Origin of the sequence: Chondrinema litorale, from assembly GCF_026250525.1 — a bacterium.
Lineage (GTDB): Bacteria > Bacteroidota > Bacteroidia > Cytophagales > Flammeovirgaceae > Chondrinema > Chondrinema litorale.
Genome location: NZ_CP111045.1, coordinates 165567 through 188530 on the forward strand (window position 1 = coordinate 165567; position 22964 = coordinate 188530).

At 32.8% G+C, this 22964-nt stretch carries 21 protein-coding genes; 11 read left to right on the forward strand and 10 right to left on the reverse strand.

The window, feature by feature from the left end; genetic code table 11:
* Positions 1–28 precede the first annotated feature (28 nt).
* From OQ292_RS23550 to OQ292_RS23580, 7 genes are all read right to left on the reverse strand, one after another.
* Positions 29–2329, reverse strand: a complete 2301-nt coding sequence (locus tag OQ292_RS23550) for a serine hydrolase (protein WP_284686837.1) — start codon at positions 2327–2329, stop codon at positions 29–31.
* A gap of 83 nt (positions 2330–2412) precedes the next feature.
* Entirely contained in the window at positions 2413–3075 is a 663-nt protein-coding gene (locus OQ292_RS23555; protein ID WP_284686838.1) for a hypothetical protein, read from the reverse strand.
* 28 nt (positions 3076–3103) lie between these two features.
* The gene (locus OQ292_RS23560; protein WP_284686839.1) at positions 3104–5095 is read right to left on the reverse strand and encodes a transglutaminase domain-containing protein; all 1992 of its coding nucleotides are present in this window, start codon (positions 5093–5095) and stop codon (positions 3104–3106) included.
* A 169-nt stretch (positions 5096–5264) separates the two neighbouring features.
* Positions 5265–6008: a LytR/AlgR family response regulator transcription factor gene (locus tag OQ292_RS23565; protein ID WP_284686840.1), complete on the reverse strand. Its 744-nt coding sequence runs from the start codon at positions 6006–6008 to the stop codon at positions 5265–5267.
* 68 nt (positions 6009–6076) lie between these two features.
* The gene (locus OQ292_RS23570; RefSeq protein ID WP_284686841.1) at positions 6077–7222 is read right to left on the reverse strand and encodes a hypothetical protein; all 1146 of its coding nucleotides are present in this window, start codon (positions 7220–7222) and stop codon (positions 6077–6079) included.
* The gene (locus OQ292_RS23575; RefSeq protein WP_284686842.1) at positions 7215–7856 is read right to left on the reverse strand and encodes an ABC transporter ATP-binding protein; all 642 of its coding nucleotides are present in this window, start codon (positions 7854–7856) and stop codon (positions 7215–7217) included. Before OQ292_RS23575 ends, OQ292_RS23570 begins: the two co-directional genes overlap by 8 nt.
* A gap of 21 nt (positions 7857–7877) precedes the next feature.
* Positions 7878–9017, reverse strand: coding sequence for a sensor histidine kinase (locus OQ292_RS23580; RefSeq protein WP_284686843.1), 1140 nt, complete (start codon positions 9015–9017; stop codon positions 7878–7880).
* 260 nt (positions 9018–9277) lie between these two features.
* On the opposite strand from OQ292_RS23580, the gene OQ292_RS23585 reads away from it, so the two are divergent.
* From OQ292_RS23585 to OQ292_RS23600, 4 genes are all read left to right on the forward strand, one after another.
* Positions 9278–10231 carry a hypothetical protein gene (locus tag OQ292_RS23585; protein ID WP_284686844.1) on the forward strand — a complete coding sequence of 318 codons (954 nt, stop codon included), beginning with the start codon at positions 9278–9280 and terminating at the stop codon, positions 10229–10231.
* Positions 10232–10420: 189 nt separating this feature from the next.
* Positions 10421–12037, forward strand: a complete 1617-nt coding sequence (locus OQ292_RS23590; RefSeq protein ID WP_284686845.1) for a SulP family inorganic anion transporter — start codon at positions 10421–10423, stop codon at positions 12035–12037.
* A gap of 418 nt (positions 12038–12455) precedes the next feature.
* Positions 12456–13046: an FEKKY domain-containing protein gene (locus tag OQ292_RS23595; RefSeq protein ID WP_284686846.1), complete on the forward strand. Its 591-nt coding sequence runs from the start codon at positions 12456–12458 to the stop codon at positions 13044–13046.
* A gap of 196 nt (positions 13047–13242) precedes the next feature.
* Positions 13243–15000: a DUF885 family protein gene (locus OQ292_RS23600; protein ID WP_284686847.1), complete on the forward strand. Its 1758-nt coding sequence runs from the start codon at positions 13243–13245 to the stop codon at positions 14998–15000.
* Between the two features lie 68 nt (positions 15001–15068).
* Here the strand turns inward: OQ292_RS23600 and OQ292_RS23605 are convergent, their stop codons facing one another.
* Positions 15069–17564 (reverse strand): leucine-rich repeat domain-containing protein, encoded by a 2496-nt coding sequence (locus tag OQ292_RS23605; protein WP_284686848.1) that lies wholly within the window; start codon positions 17562–17564, stop codon positions 15069–15071.
* Between the two features lie 112 nt (positions 17565–17676).
* Positions 17677–18651: a GlxA family transcriptional regulator gene (locus tag OQ292_RS23610; RefSeq protein ID WP_284686904.1), complete on the reverse strand. Its 975-nt coding sequence runs from the start codon at positions 18649–18651 to the stop codon at positions 17677–17679.
* Between the two features lie 110 nt (positions 18652–18761).
* Here OQ292_RS23610 and OQ292_RS23615 point away from each other — a divergent pair, with 110 nt between their 5' ends.
* The 7 genes from OQ292_RS23615 (at position 18762) to OQ292_RS23645 (ending at position 21453) form a co-directional block, all read left to right on the forward strand.
* Positions 18762–19175: a VOC family protein gene (locus OQ292_RS23615; protein ID WP_284686849.1), complete on the forward strand. Its 414-nt coding sequence runs from the start codon at positions 18762–18764 to the stop codon at positions 19173–19175.
* Between the two features lie 2 nt (positions 19176–19177).
* Positions 19178–19750, forward strand: coding sequence for a dihydrofolate reductase family protein (locus OQ292_RS23620; protein WP_284686850.1), 573 nt, complete (start codon positions 19178–19180; stop codon positions 19748–19750).
* A 14-nt stretch (positions 19751–19764) separates the two neighbouring features.
* Positions 19765–20268: a DinB family protein gene (locus OQ292_RS23625; protein WP_284686851.1), complete on the forward strand. Its 504-nt coding sequence runs from the start codon at positions 19765–19767 to the stop codon at positions 20266–20268.
* A gap of 36 nt (positions 20269–20304) precedes the next feature.
* Positions 20305–20553 (forward strand): dihydrofolate reductase family protein, encoded by a 249-nt coding sequence (locus OQ292_RS23630; protein ID WP_284686852.1) that lies wholly within the window; start codon positions 20305–20307, stop codon positions 20551–20553.
* Positions 20554–20594: 41 nt separating this feature from the next.
* Complete coding sequence (locus tag OQ292_RS23635; RefSeq protein ID WP_284686853.1) at positions 20595–20843, forward strand: dihydrofolate reductase family protein; 249 nt, start codon at positions 20595–20597, stop codon at positions 20841–20843.
* A 20-nt stretch (positions 20844–20863) separates the two neighbouring features.
* Positions 20864–21094, forward strand: a complete 231-nt coding sequence (locus OQ292_RS23640; RefSeq protein WP_284686854.1) for a hypothetical protein — start codon at positions 20864–20866, stop codon at positions 21092–21094.
* A gap of 167 nt (positions 21095–21261) precedes the next feature.
* A complete protein-coding gene (locus tag OQ292_RS23645; RefSeq protein ID WP_284686855.1) occupies positions 21262–21453 on the forward strand; it encodes a hypothetical protein in 192 nt (63 codons plus the stop codon).
* Positions 21454–21517: 64 nt separating this feature from the next.
* Here the strand turns inward: OQ292_RS23645 and OQ292_RS23650 are convergent, their stop codons facing one another.
* Positions 21518–22831, reverse strand: a complete 1314-nt coding sequence (locus OQ292_RS23650) for a ComEC/Rec2 family competence protein (RefSeq protein WP_284686856.1) — start codon at positions 22829–22831, stop codon at positions 21518–21520.
* Positions 22832–22964: the final 133 nt, after the last annotated feature.

Sequence of the window (22964 nt, forward strand, 5' to 3'; positions counted from 1 at the left end):
CTCTTTAATGATAGGATTAGCTCATAATTTAATCCAACTCCTGTAAAATCAAATCGGTAATGTCGAAGCGGGGGAAATCACCAGTATTGCTTAAAAGTATGATGGTAATTTGCTCATCTGGTTGTTTTAAAAACATGGTGTAAAAACCCATTTCTGTTCCGGGATGGTAGTAGATTTTATGCTTTTTCGAAGTTTCGAAAAGGTATTTATCAATCATCCAGCCGTAACCATAATCTGCATCCCAATCGATATAAGCTACTCTTGGTGTCCATAAACTGTCAATAAGGTTTTTAGGTAAGAGTGTTTCATTATCAAAAGCATTGCTCCATTTTAGCAAATCTTGTGTTGTGGAAATTATGCCACCGGCACCTTTAAAGTTTTGTGTAATTACTTTTGGTTCAGGTTCGCCATACAAATATGCTTTGGCTAAGAATTGATTTTCATCATCCGCACCAAAAAAACTGTTTTCCATTTTTAGAGGTATAAGAATTTCTTCTTCTAAAATAGCACTATAACTTTTACCTGTTACGCTTTCTATAATGCCACTTAAAATTATGTAATTAGAATTGGAGTAATGGAATTTTGTGCCGGGTTCAAATTGAAGAGAATCACTACAAAATTGTTTAATCAATTCTTCGGTCTCAAACTCATTAGAAAATAGCTGGGTCACATACTCATTGTTTACAGTATAATTCGGAATGCCTGACTGATGGGTGAGTAATTGTTCGATACTAATATTTTTATGTGGGTAATAAGGCAAGTATTTGCAGACTGCATCTGAGAGTTTAAGTAAATCTTTGTTTGCCAATTGCATCACTAACATCGAAGTAAAAGTCTTACTGGTAGAACCTATCCTGAATTGACTTTTTAGGGAGTTATTAGTGAGTTTGTTATTAAAGCTTTTTTCAAAAATCGTTTCACCTTGGTAAGTCACCAATGCATTTCCGTTGAATAAGCCTTTATGATTATAGAAAGTTAAAATTGAATCAATTCTGATGCCTTTGTCTTTGGGAAACTTATTGATTTGCTGGGCAATTACCTTTTTATGATCAAATGCGGCATTACTGGCTTCAATTGTCTTAGCTATCTCATTAAAATCTTGACCCGGAAGAATGATGTTATACTTATCCCAAAAAGCTTGATCGTAGAGTGAATGTTGGTTTTCAATCAGTTTTCCCTTTTCTATCATCTCAGAATGATCAAAAGGTTTGCTGTTATCAGTATTTACCGATGTAACCAAATAGTCGGCTCTTGCATGCAAATCGAAGTTAAAATGATCTCTTTTACTTCTATAATTGAGTGTGGTTTCGTTTCGCGTGTTATTCAAATAGTATTTCCCCTCAATTTGCTTATAAGATATTTGGTATCGACTATGTGTGATGCTAATATGAATATCTAATAATGCCATTAGAGCCTTTAAAGCAGCATCTCCATAAGAATAATATTCAATCCCTTTTGGGCTGAGTTGATAATCGAGATACAAGAAAGCAAAGTTTTCAGTATCAATATAAAATTTGCCTTTATAACCTGTTTTCTTCCAATCATTTTCTTGGTCGAAAGAGATTACATAAGCTTCAGTATCATCAAATTGCTCGACTCCTTCAAGAATAAATTCATGATGTTGTAAGTACTTTTTGCTGAATAACTCTTGCTCCTCTAAAGAGTGAATTACATCATATTCAAAAATGGATGCGGGCTTTAAACCAAGATCTAAACCATGGGATGCTTTTTCGTCTTTAATAGACCGCATTTTTTCCAGTTTAAATTCGGTGGTCTTGTCACGGTTAGCTCGATAAACATCAAACACAGCTTCTGAAAGATGAATGTATTTTTCGTCTCGTTGGGAAGTTAACCTGTAAAAACCTTTACTGGTAAAAGCAGACTGATCGTAATTTTGTGGAATTAAATTGATGGCTTTTTTGAGTATTGTTTTGGCAGTGAGTCCAGTAATGGTCACTTCTTCCAATTGCTGTGTATTTTCTTGAAGTTTGCAAACCAACTTGCCGTTTAATTCGCTGATAATAAATGATTTAGTTTGATAACCAATATATGAAATACCCAAACTATCATTTCTAAATTCATTTGGTATTAACAACCTAAACTCTCCATACTGATTACTTACCGTTCCCTTTCTATTGTTGTTAAAAGAAATCGTGGCAAAGGGGAGAGGTTCGTTGTTTTTCTCGCTCACAACCCGACCTTGAATAACAAGAGAATTTATTTGTGCTAGGGATTTACTTTGTTGAAATATGAATAGTAGTAAGAAAAATAGAAACAGCGTTTGCTTAAAAAAGCCAGTTTTTACGCGAAGAGCCAAAAAAGTGTACATGAAATAAGATCAGAGTTTTGTTTTAGATAGTCTGCTTATTTAATGCTAAATAGTTGGGAGAGGTTGGTTGGCGATATAAGTATTTAATAATCTTCTATTTCTAAAAATCCAGCTTTAGCTAAATACATTTCAAATTTATTGAGGTCTAGATGAGGCTTTTCGATGGTGTTTTCCATGAGATAATTACACAAGCTACCTTCATTATGAATAGACACATTTGTTTCAAAAGGGAATGGTTTTACATTCAAAATGCTTGTTTTTGTATGCTCATATAATTCAGGAGAGATTAAGCCTATATCAAAAAAGTCTTTTAGAGTTTTGGATACATGCAGGCCTATTGTGCTTCTACTAGCATCGATTTTTTCAGGTTTATCTTTAGCAACCGGCAATGGTACCACTAAATAACCTCCTTTATGATGAAAGTTAAGATCTACATCAACACCACTTTCTCTAATCTTTTCATCATAATCTAGTTGGTTCATTAATCTCAATCCTAAATCATCATAGAAAAAATCTCTGCAGGTTATTAAAATCTTAGCTTTTAATAACTGCTCATGGTATTCATTAGTTACAAGAATGATGTTAGATGGGATCAATTTACTCTGGTACTTTTCTGACATTTCTTTTACAAATGCTTCATACTTATTTAATGCCTCTTCTAAAATGTTCAGTTTTTCTGACATGTTTTGCTTGCCAGCTTCTGTCAAAATCTTCTTATCGAATAAAGCATTAATATATTTTTCCATCGAGTTACCGTAGTTCTAACAATTTGTTTTACTTCATCTTTTGCTTTAGTTTATTATTAAGTGCTGATAATTTATTGATATATTTATCAGCATATTTTTTTATTTCTTCCATCTGATAATTGCTTTTCTTTTTATCAAACTCAAGATTATTAATTCTAAAGTTTTCATAATCATTTAAATTATTTTCTGCATCATTAAATAGAAAAGCCTGATCATCGAGTATTTCGAACATAGTCTGGTTAAAACTGATATCTTCTTGTTTTAAATCAAGATTCATTTTGCTCATTTCCAGCTTAACTTGATCTATAGATTTTAGCAATTCGATACTGCTGTTATATTCATCTGTATCACAATTGCTGCTACCAGAATATGTACAAATTTGCTTGATGTACTTCTGTTTTTGTATCACATTTTTATTGAGTGCAGATTGTATCTTGGTGATGTTATTCGAGTTGATCGAAATATCCCTTCTGTTTTGAATAAGTGCTTTATTCAGGCTGTCAATTTCAGTTCCACAGGTATCGATAAATGCACTTAATTTTTTAAGAGGCATTAAGGGAGCTTTATCTACTGTGTATTTATTAAATTCTAATAAGAGATCATTTAAAATCAGATTTTTACCTTTTAATGCTTCAAATAGCTGTGCTTTTTCCATTAAACTAGCCTCAAGATTTGAGTTGGTTTTATACAAAGAATCCTTTAGCTGAAATAGCTCTTTATTGGTTTTTGCCAGCGCTAATTTATTCTCTTTGAGTAAATCTGCTCTTTCGTTTTTTGTAGAAGCGTTTACATTTAATGGTTGATAGGTTTTTGAATTGATTTTGCTTTGTAGGTCAGCCAAGCTATTGGTAGATTGTTGAACCTCTTTTTTTCCTGCAGCTAAAACTTTTTGTGTTGTACTGAGATGTTGAGATGTAATTTTCGATCGGGTGGATTGTACATTCCTAATATTCTTATTGATGCTACTTTTGAAATTGCTAATGGTTTTTAAAGTCTCAGTATTGATAGTTTGCTGGTGTTTCTTAGCATTTAGTTCAGCTTTTTCTAAGGTTTGAATAACTGAATTATTCCTTTGAATATAGATTTTTGGATCAGCATGTCCAGCATACATAGCTTGTCCTTTAAAAAGATAATACTGAGCCAGTAACGCAAAGTTTTCAGGATAAAAAGCATTACTTTTTATCGCTACTTTTTCCATATATGGCAAATTAGACAGATGCTCATAAACATTTAACAATCGCGTATAATCTTGTGCATTTGCTAGTTTAGGATCACAATTATCCATTTTGTAATTGTAGCCTTCCCAATCGAGACTTTGAAAACTATCCATTGAAACAGGAAATTGAATTAGTTGCCAAGCTGGATCTACTGGTAGGTGAGTTGAGATAAGCTTTTCAGGTTGGATGCAATAAAAATTAATGTCTGTTTCTCTTTTGAAAATCAGTTTGTACTGTTGAGATTTTGCACTAAATAATTTAGCGAGAAAACTCTTGTTCTTTCTTACTATTGAACCACAGCCACTATAAGTGTCAATTAAAAACCAGCTCGAATCAATTTTAACCCCATTCCATACAGCACTTGCTTCAACGATTTGCATGCCTTCGTCAAAATTTGTAGCCCTTACATATCCTACAATATCTTTTGAAGGAATTTCAACATAATTACAAAGCTGATTAAACAAACCTGCAAATTCTCCTGAGCTGCCTTTTTTTCTATTTAGTATCTGTTTGATGCTATGAGGTTTATGTTTAATACTCACTATATCCTTTGCATCAATAGAAATATTATAGGTAATCCAAGTATATATATTAAAAACTTTTTGTTTGGTATCAGTCTCATTTTCGGTGAGGTATCTAGCTAAATCTATTGCCGATTTTTCAACTGTTTTAGGTGCTTCTTTGGCGTAATCTTTTAGTTCTGGAGTTTGTGATAAAACAGTGTTTTGGCTCAGTAAAAAGATTACTAGTAATGAATAAAAGGGTTTCAAAAGATAGTTTGCTTGTAAAAAGGATAGTTTCATTAATAATGCTAGTTGATATAAAGTTGAAGCAAACTTATAAAACTGATAATTAGAATTGAAGATTTGACGAAATAATTACCAAAATAAAGCTAACTATTTATCGGCCTGCAATTAGAGGGTTATTTTTAATATGCTAATTAAAAATCTTAGTGAGATGAAACAAATAAGCTCACTTCCTCCAAAGTCGCTCATTCACTACTTTTTCGAGAACTAGGTCGCGGTAATTTCTGCTGATCGGGATTCGGATGTTTTGGTGGTGGTTTTTTAGGTTTTCTTGTTGAATAATTGCTTGATTACCTTCAATCGCAGTAATTTTTTCTATGGAAACAATATAAGATTTGTGAGTCCGGATGTACTTTGTTGAGTCTAGATTCTCTTCAAGCGATTTCATGCTAAGTAATGTGAGATACTTCCCTTTGTTGGTGTATATCATCACATAGTTTTGCATGCCTTGTATATATAAAATATCATCGAAATAGATTTTCTCATATTTGTTCTCACATTTTATAAAGAAGTAATTTTCTCTAGTCTCTAATTGCTTTTCTGGTTTGTTTTTGAGTTGATGGTAATCTCTTGCTTTATTAGTTGCTTTGTAAAATCGATCGAAAGTAATCGGCTTGAGTAAATAGTCCATCACATTAAGTTGAAAGCCTTCTAGCGCATAACCTGGAAAAGCGGTGGTAATAATTACCATTGGTGGTTTGGAATTAATCTTCAAAAAATCGATCCCATTCATTTTAGGCATGTGGATATCTAAAAATATTAAATCAACTTTAGTGGAATCTGATAATGACGATAAAGCAACTGGATTTTCAAAAGTATCGATCAAATTGAGATAATCGATATCATTTACATACCTAGCAATTCCTTCTCGTGCCAATGGTTCATCATCAATTATTACACAGTTTATCATAGTTTCAAAATCAATTTAAATATCCATGTTTATCAATTTCGTGATAATTATTTTAAGAGTCAAATCGCTCATAAATCCTCAAGTTTATAGTATTGCTTATTATAAATCCATAAGGAGATGAATATATTTATTGGAATTAATACCCAGATTAACTGGAACATTATCATTATAAAATATAAAAGGAACAGGAAGAAAATTCGATACAAATACCTTCGCATATTTAATCTGATTAAGTACAAAATGCTTTTAAAAAACATAGCTGTTCCTGTACTAAATAGTATCAAACTGAAACTTTCGAAAGGATTAAAATTTAGTAGCAACCAAATGTTTTCTGGTAAAGTGAGTAGCAGGTATGTTAGCAAATAATTTAAATATACCTGATTGCTACTCAAAGGAAAGTTTCGGGTGAAAGCTAGTTGTGTGGTTTCGAAATAATTTGACTGATAAATAAGCAATGAATGTGTGAGTACAATCCCTAAGCAAATTACGCTAGTTACACGCAGATCATGCTGAATATCTGCTAGTATATAAGTTCCTCCAATAATGATAATGAATGAGAGTATTTTGGTGACTGCGATCGTAACCTGTAGGTTGTTTAGGCAATGGTATAAAAACAAACTAAAGAAGGGTTTCTTCCAATTTTTAGCAATGTTAAGATAAATTGTTTTTTCATATGGATTTATTAATTTATTGATCGTGTGCATATAAAGTAGCGCACTAATACATGCCATAAAAAATGCGAATAATAATATCACAATAGGGATAAGGTAATAGCCGAAAGCGATACCTATTAACATCGCAAATACGCCATAGACGATTATTGGTATTGAAATAATTAACTGAACCAACAACCAACTTTTAAACTGGCTAAATCTATCAATGGAATTACTACTGTAGAATAGAAATTGATTTTCTGGAACTATAATTTGTGAGGATACATAACTCCAACTTTTAATTGTAAATACTGTCCAAACTGCGAAAACTAATATCACCAACACAGGTGAGCTGATTATTGAAAGAACAAAAGATAAGTTGAAGAGGATGATTACGTCAGGTTCAAAATGAGTTTGGTTGAGTACTTCTATGTAAAAACAATATAAGATGATAGTTACAAATAGGAATAGTAAAAGTCCGGCGTTTACCTTGTAAAACCCTTTTGCAAAAATCTTGATTAAGACCTTAGATAGCGGTGATACTTTAAAAAAATCAATCATTAGCAAGTAAGTTTACAGTCTGATTTTGCACAAGCAGCTCACCAGTTAATGAGATATTTTTGGTTTCTAAAGTCTGATGAGAAGATAAAAAGAAACTAAGTTCTTCTTGCTGTTTTTTATGGGTAATCCACTCATAAAGAATCTCTAAAGAAGCAGCATCGATGGTAATGAGTGGTTCATCTAATAGAATAATTGATGGTTTGCCTAAGAAAGCGAGCATTAAAGAAAGTTTTTTTAACATGCCGCTAGAATATGTACCTATTGCATCAGACATATAGGCACTCATTCCCATACTTTCTATGTAGTACTCACTCTCTTTTACCGAAACATTTTTGGCAGAGGCAAACAATTTTACCAATTCCATTCCAGTGAGAAACTCAGGAAAAACTGGTTCAGCCTCGGCAAAATTTACCAGTTTGCGATAAGCTACTGGTTGTTTTTTTACACTAATAGTTTTATTGAGTAAAACTTCACCTTCAAAGTTAATAATACCGGCAAGTGTTTTTAAAAGTGTACTTTTTCCAGAGCCATTTGCTCCTTTAATCCAGTAAATACCTGTAGATATTTTTAAATGATCGATTTCTAATACTGTGACTGAACCGTAAGTTTTCTTAAAATTCTTTAACTCTAGCATTTATTTAATTCTGGTTAGTATTTATAGTTGGGGAAAACTGGCTTCTGAATTTATGTATAATTCATTGAGTTCTAAATCTAGATCGACTTCAAAAAAGTCCTGTCCATTTTTGATAACTAAATTGTGATTTTCTGGATAGAGCAAATCCAATCTTCTTTGCACATTTTTTAGCCCAATGCCCTTATCACTTATCAAATTAGACGTTGTGTTTGCGTCAGTTGATATTGAGTTAGATATTGAAAAATATAAATGATTTTGCAATAGTTTCAAGTCTAGATTAATCGTGTTTTGCTTGTCATAATCTTTAGAAACATGTTTAAAAGCATTTTCTACGAATGTCATTAAAATGAAAGGTGCAATGCCTAAATGCTTAGAATTTTCATTTTCAATATTCAATTCAACAGATACATTCTGGTTTTGCCTCAGTTTTTCAAGCTCTATAAAGTTTTGCATATACTGAATCTCTTTACCAAGCGGAATTTGCTTATCGTTACATTCGTAAAGTTGGTAGCGTAGTAAATCTGAAAACTTAGCCAAAGATGCCGAAGCCATGTCTGGGTTTTTATGAATAAGAAAAAAGATAGAATTGATGGTGTTAAATAGAAAATGTGGATTGAATTGGTGTTTAAGAAATTTTAATTCAGTTTCCAGTTTTTCCTTTTCGAGTAATTGCTGTCTTCTCTTACTCTGTAGCCAGTTTTTTGTGAGCTTAATACTCATTGCAAGCGTCATGCTGGCAACACAAGATGGCAGCGCAGTCGATAATACCAAATTCATAAACTCATTCGGATGGATATTAAAGAGTTGATAAAAAGTTTTATCTGAGAAAAAATCACTCAAAAAATAACCTGATAAAATACAAAAAGAGCTCGCAAATATGGTGAGTGTTAAACTTAAAATGTATAAAATGAATTTTCCCTTTTCAAGCAGTTTTGGAATAAGAAAATACAGGTTAAAATATACCGCCAATGCCTGAAAAGTAACATAAGACCAAAACTTAAAAGCATAGATGGAAAAGGCAATGTGGCTGGCAACATGAAAAGGATTACCCATTGCAACCACCCACCATATATAATGGTACACGCACCAGAATGGAATGTGATGAAGTTTATACTTCAACAACCAGTTAATTGCAGTTTGTTTATCTGGTCGAAGTTTCATTTAGCCAATTTCGGAGTTTCTTTTAAAGGTTAAAATACTAAATTATAAGCTCTCTATCTCTTTAAATACACCAATGGCTGCTATTAATTGATAAATGGCAAGTAGTTATTTACAAGATGCATATTGTTGGAAATAGCTAATTGTAAAAGGGTTAAAAAGTTTAACTCGATCACTTGTCAATTAATCGTTTCTGCTCGTCAAATTAACTTTTAAGATAGCTTAACATGGTTTCAATTTGTTTCAGGTCTAAAAAAAAAATCATGAGAAACTCATTTAAATTTCCAGCAGCGATCATTCCAATTGTCTGCTTTTTAAGTTTTTGTTCTTGCACAGCCAAGAAATATAAAGACGATACAACTCCATCATTCAAGTCAAATTCTTTAGATGAACGCTTGCTCAATATGAATACCCTTTTTACTAATTCAGTTCTTAAAGAAAACCTCGAAGAAAGATTAAAATATTATACAGATGAAACACTTTGCATGCCGGAGTATCAACTTAGTATGAGGGGTGTGAAAATGATTGAATCCTATTTTTTGGAGATATTTAAAAGGGAAGAAGTTGAACTGTTTGAGAAAGAGATTTTTGAGGTGATCACAATGGGGAATACTCTGGTGGAATTGGGTACTTTTAAAAAAGAATATAGATTGCTTGGTAAGCAAAATCTTTTAAAGCAAAATGGTAAGTACTGTAATGTTTGGCAGGTACAAACAGATAACTCACTAAAACTTAAGGCTGAATGTTGGGGGTATTTTCATCCAATTGAAAACCCAGAATCATTAGTGGTTAGCTCAGCTAATACCCTAGAAGATATTCCAGTTGATGTTAACAATCACATAGCTTTTGAATTAATGGCAGTAAATGCTTTAATGGAAAAAGGAGTAAAAACTCACAATGCGGCTTTACGCTCATCATTTTTTACTGATGATGGTATGTTTTTACCTTTTGCAGATTCTATTAAATCTGGTTTTGGCAATATTAATGAACACCTCATTGAGTATACTAGTAACAATGTAAGTATCGATTCTATTCATGTATACAATCAAGGTTTTGAAGTGCTAGGCGATTATGTAATTGAATACCCGAAGTTTTTTGTAAGTTGGAGTTTGCCAGAAGCAAAAGGTATTTCTCATGGCAAGGGTATTAGGGTTTGGCAAAGACAAGCAGACTGTACACTAAAACTATATAGAGAAATAGGTTTGCATAATCAATAATATCATTCTCAAAATCGAAATGAAATAAATTTCAAAAAATGCAATATTTTGCCTATTTAATATGAATTTTCAAAAAATACTTTGTGTATTTTAAGTTAAATATCAAGATATTGACTCAATTTTAGAGTCTTACTTCATTACTGACAAATAAAGTTCTATCTTTGCAGCTTTTTAAAATTGAAAGCAGCTATGATACATAGAATTACGCACAACTTTACTTTCAATCCAAAAGACGATATTTTATCTGGTTTAACTGTAGCCTTGGCGCTCGTACCAGAAGCAGTAGCATTCTCCTTTATTGCTAAAATTGATCCGCTGGTTGGTTTGTACGGAGCTTTTATGATGGGGCTCATTACTGCACTTTTTGGTGGTAGACCGGGTATGATCTCAGGTGCTACTGGCGCAATGGCAGTAGTAATGGTAAACATGATCAAAGAAGGCAATGAGGTGGGCTTGACTTTGGATACACCAATTGAAAATCTAGGTTTACAATGGTTGTTTATAACATTGTTAATTGTTGGGGTAATTCAAGGTTCTGCTGGTGTTTTTAGATTAGGAAAGTTTGTGCGATTGATACCGCATCCTGTAATGATGGGTTTTGTGAACGGTTTAGCGATTGTGATCTTTATTGCACAATTAGGTATGTTCAAGAAAACTGTGGGAGATGAGAAAATGTGGTTACAAGGTTCAGAGTTGTACATTATGCTTGCTCTTGTTGCTCTTACAATGGGAATTATGTACTTCTTACCCAAACTCACTAAAAAAATTCCAGCGGCATTAGCAGGTATCGTAATAGTTGCTGCAATTACTATAGCTGGTGGTTTAGATGTAAGTACAGTAGGTTCTTTTATTAGAGATGGTGGAGGTTCAGGTTTAAAAGGTTCATTACCTCAATTTCAATGGCAGATATTTGACATGATCAAGACTGTAGAAGGACACTGGGGATTAATTTTTTCTACTGCATTTCTATTGGCTGCTGTAGGTTTAATAGAATCTTTAATGACTTTGAATTTAGTAGATGAAATTACTGAAACCAGAGGAAGTGGAAACTGGGAATGTGTAGCTCAAGGTGGAGCCAACATTCTCAATGGTTTATTTGGTGGTATGGGAGGTTGCGCCATGATCGGCCAATCTATCATTAATGTGAATTCTGGTGGTCGCGGTAGATTATCTGGTGTTGTAGCAGCAGTCGCATTGTTATGTTTTGTGCTTTTTGGTGCTTCATTAATTGAACAAATCCCTATTGCTGCTTTAGTTGGTGTTATGTTTATGGTGGTAATTGGCACCTTTGCATGGAGTAGTTTTAGGATTCTTCATAAAATTCCAAAGTCTGATGCCATTGTTTTAATAGCTGTATCTGCGATTACTGTATGGAAAGATTTGGCTGTAGCAGTTTTAGCTGGTGTTGTAATTTCGGCAATTGTATTTGCTTGGAAAAACGCTACCATGATCCGTGCACGTAAGAGAATTAAAGAAGATGGCACTAAAGTTTATGAAATCTGGGGGCCTTTGTTCTTCGGATCAGTTCAAAACTTCAGTTCTAAATTTGATGTGAATGGCGATCCTGAAAAAGTTGAAATTGATTTTATTGAATCAAGAGTAAGTGACCACTCAGGTATAGAAGCTATAGATAATTTGGCACATAAATACATGAGTCAGGGTAAAGAGTTGAGGTTAACACATTTGAGTCCAGAATGTAAAACATTGCTCTTAAAAGCTGATCCTAAATTCGAAAAAATTATAGAAACTTCTATTGATGATCCGAGATACTATGTGGTGTCTGATTTAATGGATAAAGAAGTTTAAGGAAACAAAGTGCAAATGCTGATTAAAGTGTTTGCACTTCTTTTTACATATCGTACTTATCACTTCTCCTGAACATCACAAATTGCTTTTGCACCAGAAACATATCTGGAATTTCCCATTTGCAGCAAACTCTTCTAACATAAAATAACCTTCGTGCCATTTCTGATTGTTTAAAAGGATTGAGTCGAGAACTCAACATGCTGCCCCATTGCTTCAATTTTATCTTTAAGTGTTAGTAGAAAAAGATGATTGAGGTCTTTTTGTTAGCCATTATTTTCGTCAAAGCTCATTTGGAATTTATTATGATTTGTGCTAAAAACTGGACAATACGCATGTAAAATGATACAAAAGCAAATTTTGGATACCATTAATTTATAGTATATTAGAATATATAAAAAATTATTTTAATCAGCATATAATGAAAGAAATACTAACCGTTTTTGGTTTATTTTTCTCTTTAAATATTTATTCTCAAGATATTAAAAAAGAAACCTTTACACTCAAGGTAATTCCTGTGCTAGATTCTCTAGGGGATTTAAAGGACGTAAAACGTGTTTTAATCTCTTCACAAGAAACTAATGAGTTTCTTTCATATCCATTCTTATATAGACAGATTGATTCAACCGGACATCATTATTATACTAGAAATGATTTGCCTGCTGGTAAATACTATGTGTTTGTAAATTGCTTAAACTATTATGGAAAATCAGCAAAGGTCGAGGTTGGTGTAGATAAACCAAATACTTTTCATGTTAAATTAGAAAGAATTCCTAATCCTTACTCACTAGCTGATGATATAGCTAATAATGATTTAAAATTATTTGCAAATAGAGGAGGATCCAGTGCATTTATTTTTGACCATAATTCAAAATCTTATAAAAAACTAAAAAGGAAGTATAAACTTTCTTTAGTAGGTAGTGGCGGTTGTATTACTAATAACACAAATTATGATAGATTATATAATAAAAAAGTAATATATTATTTAGACGATAAGTATGGAGATAAATAGAGGAAAAATATAATTCCTTACAAAAATCATTTTAGTTTAAATGAAGATGAATAAAATTGAATTATTATAATATTATTTTTCATTTTTCCATCTTCTTGCAAAGTTTATAGGTGCTAGCTAATTTTAGTGAAATTAAAAAATCAGGGTATTTATTTTCCTGATACCTAAAAAAATACCATTTTTTTAAAAATTTCATATGGCTTATAAACTAACAATGATCAAACCTACAATATTAGTTACATGTTTAGTAACTAATTTTTTTATTCTCATAAGTCCAAGCCTCAGGTCTCAGTCAAACGGTAAAATAGAAACCTCATCAGTAACAGAACTATACGATATTAGCAACCAGTTTTGGGCTGACTATGGTAGTTTGAACAGATATTATTTTATTGATAGTTCACCAGAAAAAAGAGAGCGTTTTAAAGAGTTCTATCAGCAATATTTAGATAAACTAGAAGCATTTAATTTCAACGATCTTTCTACTGGTGGGCAAGTTGACTATGTTATTTTAAAGAGATGGATAGATGATAGAATCTATCGCTTAGATAAAGAGAAAGAGGAATACGATGCAATTTCAAAATGGGTGGCTCCAGCTAATCCAGTTTACGAACTGGAAAAGCTCAGAAGAAGAGGCAAGCACATGAATGGGATGGAAGTAGCCACTCAATTAAACGATATTATAAAAAAGATAGAAAGTACCAAAGCTGAGCTAAAAAGCGAAAATCCTGTTTATACAAGAGCTATTATAAGTAGAGCTGGTGAGGTTATAGTTGGGCAAAAGAAGGCACTTTCAAGTGTTTATGATTTTTACAAAGGATACGATCCTGATTTTACTTGGTGGGTTACCAAGCCTTATGAGGTATTGCAAAAGTCTTTAAGTGATTATGCGGTAGAGATTAAAACTCATATAGATTCTGCAACCTTACCAGCAGACGATGGCAGCGGTATTATTGGTTTTCCAATAGGTAGAGAAGAGTTAATTAGGTTACTCGAATATGAGATAATACCTTATACACCAGAAGAATTGATTGAAATTGCCAATAAGGAATTTGCTTGGTGCGATGCTGAATTATTAAAGGCAACTAAAGAAATGGGCTTTGGCACTGACTGGAAAGCGGCCCAAGAAAAAGTAAAACAGTCTTTCGTACCACCGGGACAGCAGCCAGAAGCCATGTTGAAACTTTACAATGAGTCTGTAGATTTCTTAAAGAAAAATGACCTTATTACCATTCCATCAGTGGCTGAAGAGACTTGGAGAATGACGATGATTCCACCAGAAAGACAATTGATTAGTCCTTTCTTTTTAGGAGGTGAAGTGCTTCAAATTTCCTATCCGACAGATGAGATGAACCACGATGAAAAAATGATGAGTATGCGTGGTAACAATCCTCATTTTTCGAGGGCAACTGTGCATCACGAATTAATAGCTGGTCACCATTTACAAGGTTTTATGAACCAAAGATATAAACCTTACAGAAGATACAGAACTCCATTCTGGACAGAAGGCTGGGCATTGTATTGGGAGCTTGTTTTATGGGATATGGATTTTCCACAATCTCCAGAAGACCGCATCGGTATGTTATTTTGGAGAATGCACCGTTGCGCCAGAATCATTTTCTCATTGAATTATCATTTAGGAAACTGGACACCGCAACAGTGTATCGATTATTTAGTAGACAGAGTAGGACACGAAAGAGCAAATGCAGAAGGAGAGGTGAGACGTTCATTTACTAGCAGTTATGGTCCGCTTTACCAAATAGCTTATATGTTGGGTGGTATGCAATTCTATGCCATGAAAAAGGAATTGGTAGATTCTGGAAAAATGACTTATAAGGAATACCACGATGCTGTAATGCACGAAAACAGCATGCCTGTAGAAATGGTAAGAGCTATTTTAACAGATCAAAAATTGAAGAAAAATTATAAGAGCAATTGGAAGTTTTACAGCAAATAATTAGCTGTTTAAGAAAAGCGAGATGGTTTAAAAACTGACTCGCTTTTTTATATAAATATTAAGGAAAGTTATATTTTCTCAATCTCAGTACTAGACCAATCTTTAAGATACCATTCTTCAGAATCAAGCTTTTTAACAAAACTTGTATAACTTGGAGTTAGCAATGGTTCGTAAAGTTCTTTTTTTAGATTATTTCCAGAGAATTTGCTCATATAATAGCCAAGCTTTTTCAGCTTCAGGTTTTTAAATTCTTCTGGTAACTTGTTTTTAAACCAAGTGCTATTAATATCTAACTGTTCGAGATTTGTGAGAGTTGTTAGTTCGATTGGTAAACTATCTACAGAGAATCCATTTAGGTGTAAAGTATGTAAAGTTTTTATTTTACCTAGAAATTTAGGTATAGCTCCCATCTGAAATTTACCTTGTAAATAGAGTGTATGTAAAGGTAGTTCGGCTATAGATTCTGGATATTCATTAACCCCATTACTTACATAAGCTAGCCAAAGTTCTGTAAGGTTTTTCCAATTGCTTACTGTCCTTATTGCTTCATTGCCAAAATTGTTGCAAAAACTAGTTCTGAAAGTCGTTATTTGTGGGCAATCTAGTTCTTCTAAACTTGCAATGTCAGAGGAGTAAATATTAAAGGTTTTAAGAAATGGTAATGAAACTTTTGGGAATTTTGAAACACCTTTACAATTACTTATAAATAAAAATTTGAGGTTGGGTGTGTTTTTCAATAGTTCTTGAAACTCATCAGTATTACCAGTAAAGTTTTTAATATTTAAGTCCGTCAAATTAGGATGTGAATATGAAGTTAAATCACTCGAAGAAACTTCTTTTCCTTCTGGAAAAATTAATTTTAGCTTTTCAAGATTCTTAAGTTTTTGTAATAAAGGTCCTACATCTTTTTGTTCTCCTCTAAAATAAAACCCCTTGATTATATCCACATTTTTAAGTGATTCAATTACAGCTACATCAGGATAAGCATAATCTATATTTATTACTTTGCTAGAAATTTGTTGATTAAAAACTTCAATATTTAGAATTGGAGATTGACTGATTGAGATATTATCAAAAGAGAATGGAGATTTACCTGCTACAATTTCTTTTACTGATCGAATATTACAATCTTCTATGTGCCTAGGTAGGTAATCGGTATTTATTATTAGATTTTTACATGTTTGTATAGTAAGTTTTTGAAGATGCTTTATTTCTGAAAAGGCCTCTGGGAGAGTTGTTAAAGTATTTTCAGGTGCATCACCTGAACCATAAATCCAAATAGATTCTAATTGCTTACATTGCTCAATATCTTTAAAGATAGTGGGTATATCTCCAATGTTACCAAGTTTGATGTGCTTTAGTTTTTTTAAAGCACCAAGTCCATATTTTGTAGGCTCTACCTCTAAAATACGATCGAGATGTACTTCTTCTAACTCTGGGAAATACTCAGCATTATTAAGTAAATAATGCAAATAATTAACATTACTAATAAAAAAATTGGTCCTTTTACTTATAGTGGAAACAGGAGTAACCTCAATATGCTTATCTGTAATTGTTTTTTCTACAGCATGACCAAAAATAAGTTCACCAGGTATTTTATCTATCTTAGGAATTTTTTTTAGCTCACAAGTTTTAAGGTCTTTTAAATTTTTGATTGAATCCGGAAGTTTTTCTAAATTTTCTAACACACATAACGATAATTCTTTTAGTTTTTTTAGCTCACCAATATTTTCTGGAAGTGATTTTAGGTTGGGCATCCTTAAAATCTCTAACTCTTCAAGTTCTAAAGGTAAACACAAGCTATAGAGTGAGTTTACATTAAAAAAACTTAATTCAAGTTTCTTTAAATTAGTTAGTTTAGTTAACCAGTTAAAGTCTTGTATATCAGAATTATAACTGAAACATGAAAAAGAAGTTGACCCACTAAAAGTAAATGTTTTTAGAGCTCTTAGATTTTCGATTGAGTTAGGAATTGATTGTATATTTGGAAGCTCAAACTCTAAGTGTTCGAGGTTTTTTAGGGCTCCAAACTCCTCTGGTAGAGATTTATAACTACCCTTTATTTGTAGTTCTTTTAGTGAAGAAAGTAGTGTGATACTATTAGGGATTTCGCCAGATGGAAAAGAGTCGTTATTAATAATAAGCTTTTCTAACCCATTTAACCTGCCAAGGAGTGCTGGTTTTTGATTAATTGCATTTATAACAGAAGCATCATCTAACCAAAGGTTACATTCTCTGGTAGACATAAGTTTATACATTTTTCCGATGTCTAATTCATCTGAATAATTTGCAAATTCAAATAGCGACAATAATCGGTTTGAGTTTGATTTACCATCAGTTTTTAAAGTGAACTTTTTCCTGCATTTAAAAGCTTCCTTCATAAAGTCTGGCGCCTGCTTTTTTATGATATCGGTGCAAACTTTACGTATGTCTTTATCATCAGTAGATTTAGCGAGTATAAAAATCTCATTGAAGTAATTAGCAGGGAATCCAATTTGCGATTTTAATTTTTCAAAAGTTTCTTTCCCATTATAGATATTGAAATCTACTGGTTGTTCATTCATCGTGTTAATTATAAATTAATGTGTGTTTAATAGTTAATGCAAATGTATACTGATGCACTACCAAGATTATCATGGTATTCAGTGATTTACATTTTATTTGATATAGGCTGACTTATCTCAACTCTTTATTGTACTTATTTCGGTATTCAATGGGTGTGAGTCCTGTTATTTTTTTGAATACTGATCTAAAAGCTTTTGTATCAGTATATCCTACATCAAACATCACCTCATAAATATTCTTTCTAGTACCTTCAAAGCTTCTTTTGGCTGCTTCTATTTTCACACGTTGAGTGTATTCGATCACTGTGTTATTAGTTGCTTTTTTAAATCTCCGCTCAAAACTTCTGCGGCTAAGTGCCAGCATATCAGCGAGTTGCTCTACAGTTATCTTTTCGTGGAAATGTGCCTCTATAAATTCTTGAGCCTTTTTTATCAGATCGTCATTATGGTCTTTTTGCCCATTAAAAATGGAAAAAGCAGACTGACTATTTCTATCAATATCTACCGCAAAATATTTTGCTGCAAGTATTGCCGTATCACGATCAGTATATTTTTCTAGCAGATATAAGAGCAAATTCCAGTAAGAATTGGCACCACCGCTGGTATAAATACCTTGGTCTTCTGTGATAATTCCACCTTCTACCAGCTTAACATCTGGATAGCGATTTTTAAACTCGTTGCCAAATGCCCAATGGGTAGAGCACTGTTTACCTTTTAGCAGTCCTGTACCTGCCAATAGAAAGGCTCCGACGCATAAGGACGCGATTTCAGTACCATTTTCATAGTGTTGAACTAACCAAGGAATTACATCTTCATTTAATTCTAAAGCTGCATCTAGGTTGCCAAATAGTGCTGGGATAATAATTAGATCCGTTTTTTCTACTTCGTTGAGTAGTTTGTGAGTATGAACAGAGAATGTTCCGTCGTGTAAACGAACTTCGCGTCGCTGGCCAACAATCTGTACATCAAACATATTTTGATGCCCAGACACTCGCCAAAACTCGTTTGCAGCGGTAAACAAATATCTTGGATTTGTTACTGCTTCCATCACGGCAGACTCAAGTGCTAAAATAGTTACAGTCTTCATGCTATTAATATAAACAATTTTGTCGTAATATACCCTTTTTTTAGTCGGATTCATACCTATTGTTATTAATAGTAGCGGATTATTTTTGTTTTGTTCAATTATGAAAATAAATGAAACAATTAATAACTTATTTAACATTCAGTGGGAATTGCCAAAAGGCAATGGAATTCTACAAAGATTGTTTGGGCGGTGACTTGTATTTGCAAACTATAAAAGATTCTCCTTTTGGTAATATAATGCCAGAACAAATGCGGGAATGTATTATTCATGCAGAGTTAAAAACTGAGAGCTTTGTACTCATGGCTACCGATCTGGTAGGTAAACATGGCTTAATTAGAGGCAATTCAGTTTCGATTATGCTAGAATGCAGTAGTAAAGACGAACTGGAAGATGCTTTTAATAAACTTTCAGAAAAAGGTGATACTACTTATCCTATAGAAGAAACTTTTTTTGGTGCTTTTTACGGAGGTCTTACAGACAAATTTGGAAATAACTGGTTACTTAAAACAAAAAAACATTTATAAAAATGAGAAAACTGAAATTACAAGTGCAGGTATCTATCGACAGTTTTGTTGCTGGACCTAATGGCGAAATGGATTGGTTAATTTGGAATTGGGATGAACCACTTAACCAATATGTTCAAGGTATTACAGCTCCTGTAGACTGTATCTTACTTGGTCGAAAACTCGCTGAGGGATTTATTCCAACATGGACAAGTCAATTAGAAAATCCTGATACAGCCAATGACTTTGCTCGCAAAATGGTAGAGACAGCCAAAGTGGTTTTTAGCAAAACCATAAAAGAGAATAACTGGGAACAAACAACAATTGAGAATGGACATTTAGTTGAGAAAGTAAATCAGTTAAAGCGAGAAAATGGTGGCGACATCATCGCATATGGAGGAGGAGAGTTTGTCTCAAATTTGATTAAAAACAACCTGATTGATGAGTACCATCTCTTTATAAACCCATCTGCATTAGGAAAAGGAATGTCAATTTTTGGTGCTTTAGAGAGCACATTTAAACTGCAACTTTTAGATAGTAAAAAATTTGAATGTGGCATTATAGTAAATAGCTATAAGCCAAATACATCAACCTAAAAAAGAATACAACCATGCACACCGAAGTAATAACCCAATTCGAAATCGTAAGTAGTGAATTATTAAGTCTACTAACTTCTTTAAATCAAGAAGAATTAAATGATAAACCGTTGAATGCTGGCTGGTCTGCCGCACAAATAGGGGAGCATTTGTTAAAGTCTTATGCAGTAGTAGAAACATTAAATGGTAAAGTAAAACCATTAGGCAGAAGAGCTGATGAAAAAGTGGCAGAAGTAAAGTCTTTGTTTTTAGATTTTGATATTAAGATGCAATCTCCAAAAAACATTGAGCCTTCTAAAGGAATGATAGATAGAAAAGTGCTTCTACGTGCATTAAGAAGGAGAATTAACGATTTAATAGCGGTTGCCAGATATAAAGATTTAAAGCTCGTTTGTACAGATTTTATAATTCCAGAATATGGAGAATTTACTAGGTTAGAGTGGATGTGGTTTAGTGTTTTCCATACCAAAAGGCATATTCATCAATTAAATAAAATAATACCCAAAATTGCTGCCTAAAATCGGCATCTATTACTTAAAACAATCGTAAAAGATATGAGAATAGTGATACTTTCTATGATGATGAGTGCCGATGGTTTTATGGAAGGAAATGACCATGATATCAATTGGCATGTTTGGGATGAGGAGATGGATACTTATATGATGGATTTTTTTAAAACTGTTGATACTTTTTTATATGGTAGAAAATCTTATGAGTTAATGATTAGTTACTGGCCGCAACAACAAGGAGAGTTTGCCAAAGTAATGAATGAGATGTCAAAAATAGTTTCTCCAACACAGTAGATAAAGCTGTTTGGAATTCTACTTTATTTAATGGTGATATTGTGAATGAAATTAACACTATAAAAAAACAAGAAGGTAAAGATTTGGTTCTTTTTGCAGGCGCAGATCTCGCAACAACCTTCATAAATAACAATTTGATAGATGAATACAGGATTATTATAAATCCAGTTTCAATTGGAAAAGGGAAACCACTTTTTAAAGATTTAATGTCTCCCTTAAAATTAAAATTGCTTAATTCTATCGCATTTAATTGTGGTAATATACTTTTGATTTATAAACCCGAAAGGTGAATTTTTTTAATAAGAATATCATGGTTGAAGTATTCAAAACAAATGTTGAATGTGAGGAACAGGCCAGTATGTTACTCAAAAAAATACATGAAGAGTTTGATGAGTATAAGGCAAATTTTGACCTCGAAGATTGTGATAACATTTTAAGAGTGGAGACAAACTCAGGCTATGTTCAAGTTTCTTTATTAATAAGTCTACTGAAAAATTTTAAGTTTAATGCGGAGGTCTTGCCTGATATAGTTATTAGCTAAATTATGACAAAATGGGATGGGATTGTCATAGTTTAAGATTTTAGTCAAATTGCCAAATTTTCAACGAAAACAATGATTAATCTATAATTCATTTACATTTAATCTGTTTTCTTGAAGAATTACAAGTTTTTTTGAGTACTTTGCATGACATTTTACGTTAAAAAAACATGGACAATTGTTTTGAACAAGAGTTATTTGCTTTGACAAAAAAAGAAGCCAAACTAGCATTCAATATCATAGCAAATAGACATAAAAATACAAGAAACTCTTCTGTTTCTAATGCTATTAAATTAAGGAGTTACCAAAAATTAAAGTCATGGAATAAGGTAGCTTTTCTTGATGAAAGATCTAAAAATTAATTATTCAGAGTTACTTTATATTAAGCAAGCCAGATAAATTTTTATCTGGCTTTTTTATGCCCAATTATTTGGTGAGTAATTCTTTCGATTTATATGGCCCAAAGACTTTTGTTACTTTATAATCTTCTGTTTCATCATCTAGAATAATTACATAATACTCTTTACCTTCTGGCAATACTCTTATTAAAATATGTCCCTCAGTGCTTTTGTAACTATTTTCTAAAGAAGGACCAATTACATTTTTGTTGGCTTCTAATATGTTCGTAGCAAATAAATCTCGCTCCTCAGTATACAGATATCTAGAAGTAATTCTTCTAAGAACCTCATGCCCCGGATGGTCAGAAGACCAAGTTTGTTGCACCCACACTCTTGGTTTAATGGTACTTACATAAAATTCGTTTTGCGAGTCTCTATTTCCATGATGATTTAAAGTAGCAATATCAACTTCGCCAATTGCCGGTGCAGCAGGAGTTTCCAAATCTGCCCATATGGGTTTGCCTAGATCGGCTACACCCGGAATATCGCCACCTGTAAAATAATTAAAAGGGCCATAATCTATGCGAATAGCATTGCTACATGGGTTTTCGTGTGGTCTGCTTTTCCAAGACATATTGGTTGTATCAGGAAAATGATTGTATGTTTGATCTTCAATTCCTCTCCAAATCACCCCATTAGACATAATATTTCTCACTGAAAACTGCGTATATTTTGATGGATTATTTACCAATACAATTTGGTTATTGCTTCCGGCTTTGAGTGATGTTGCGTGCATTCCATTTTCACTAACTTGGTAATCGATAAAATTCCAGTAATTCTCAAAGCTCTGGTATTCTTCTTCGTCATAAATATTTTCGGCAAGTATTCTTTTTTTGTTTTTGAGAGGCACAGGATAACTATAATCGGGATAACCTCTATCTATTAATAGCTTTACTGGTATCTGCTCTGCTACTCCAGTAATGCCTGTAAGGTAATATTTACCTGATGACGAAAGTTTTGCTCCCGGATAATATGCACCATAATGGTCGTCGTGAAAATGCGTGATAAGTGCATAATCCAGTTTAACTTCCATCTCTTTAGGATAAACATGCTGTATATAATTCACGATCCATTCAGATGGAGTTTTAGAATAATTAGGGTGAATAGTTGAATTTCTGGGAGTAAAAATTCTATCACCAGTGGGGCTCATTTCTCCAGCATCTAGTAACATGCTTGTTCCATCAGGAAATATATAAAAAGCTGCGTCACCTCTGCCAGTATTTATATGATGCAAATCTAGCATGCCTTCTTGCCAAGTGGGTAAGGCTTCGCCAATGGTTGCAATTTGGCCAAAACAGTTTACAGCCAGAAGCATACAAATAATAAATAGTACAGCTTTCATTTTAAATCTATCTTTTTGATTATTAGTAACTTATTGAAACAATTAAAGCTATATGGTTCTTTAAAGAGGAACAATAATGCAGTTTTAATTTTTAGTGAATTTTAGCCAGATGAACCAAATGTCGATTGTTACT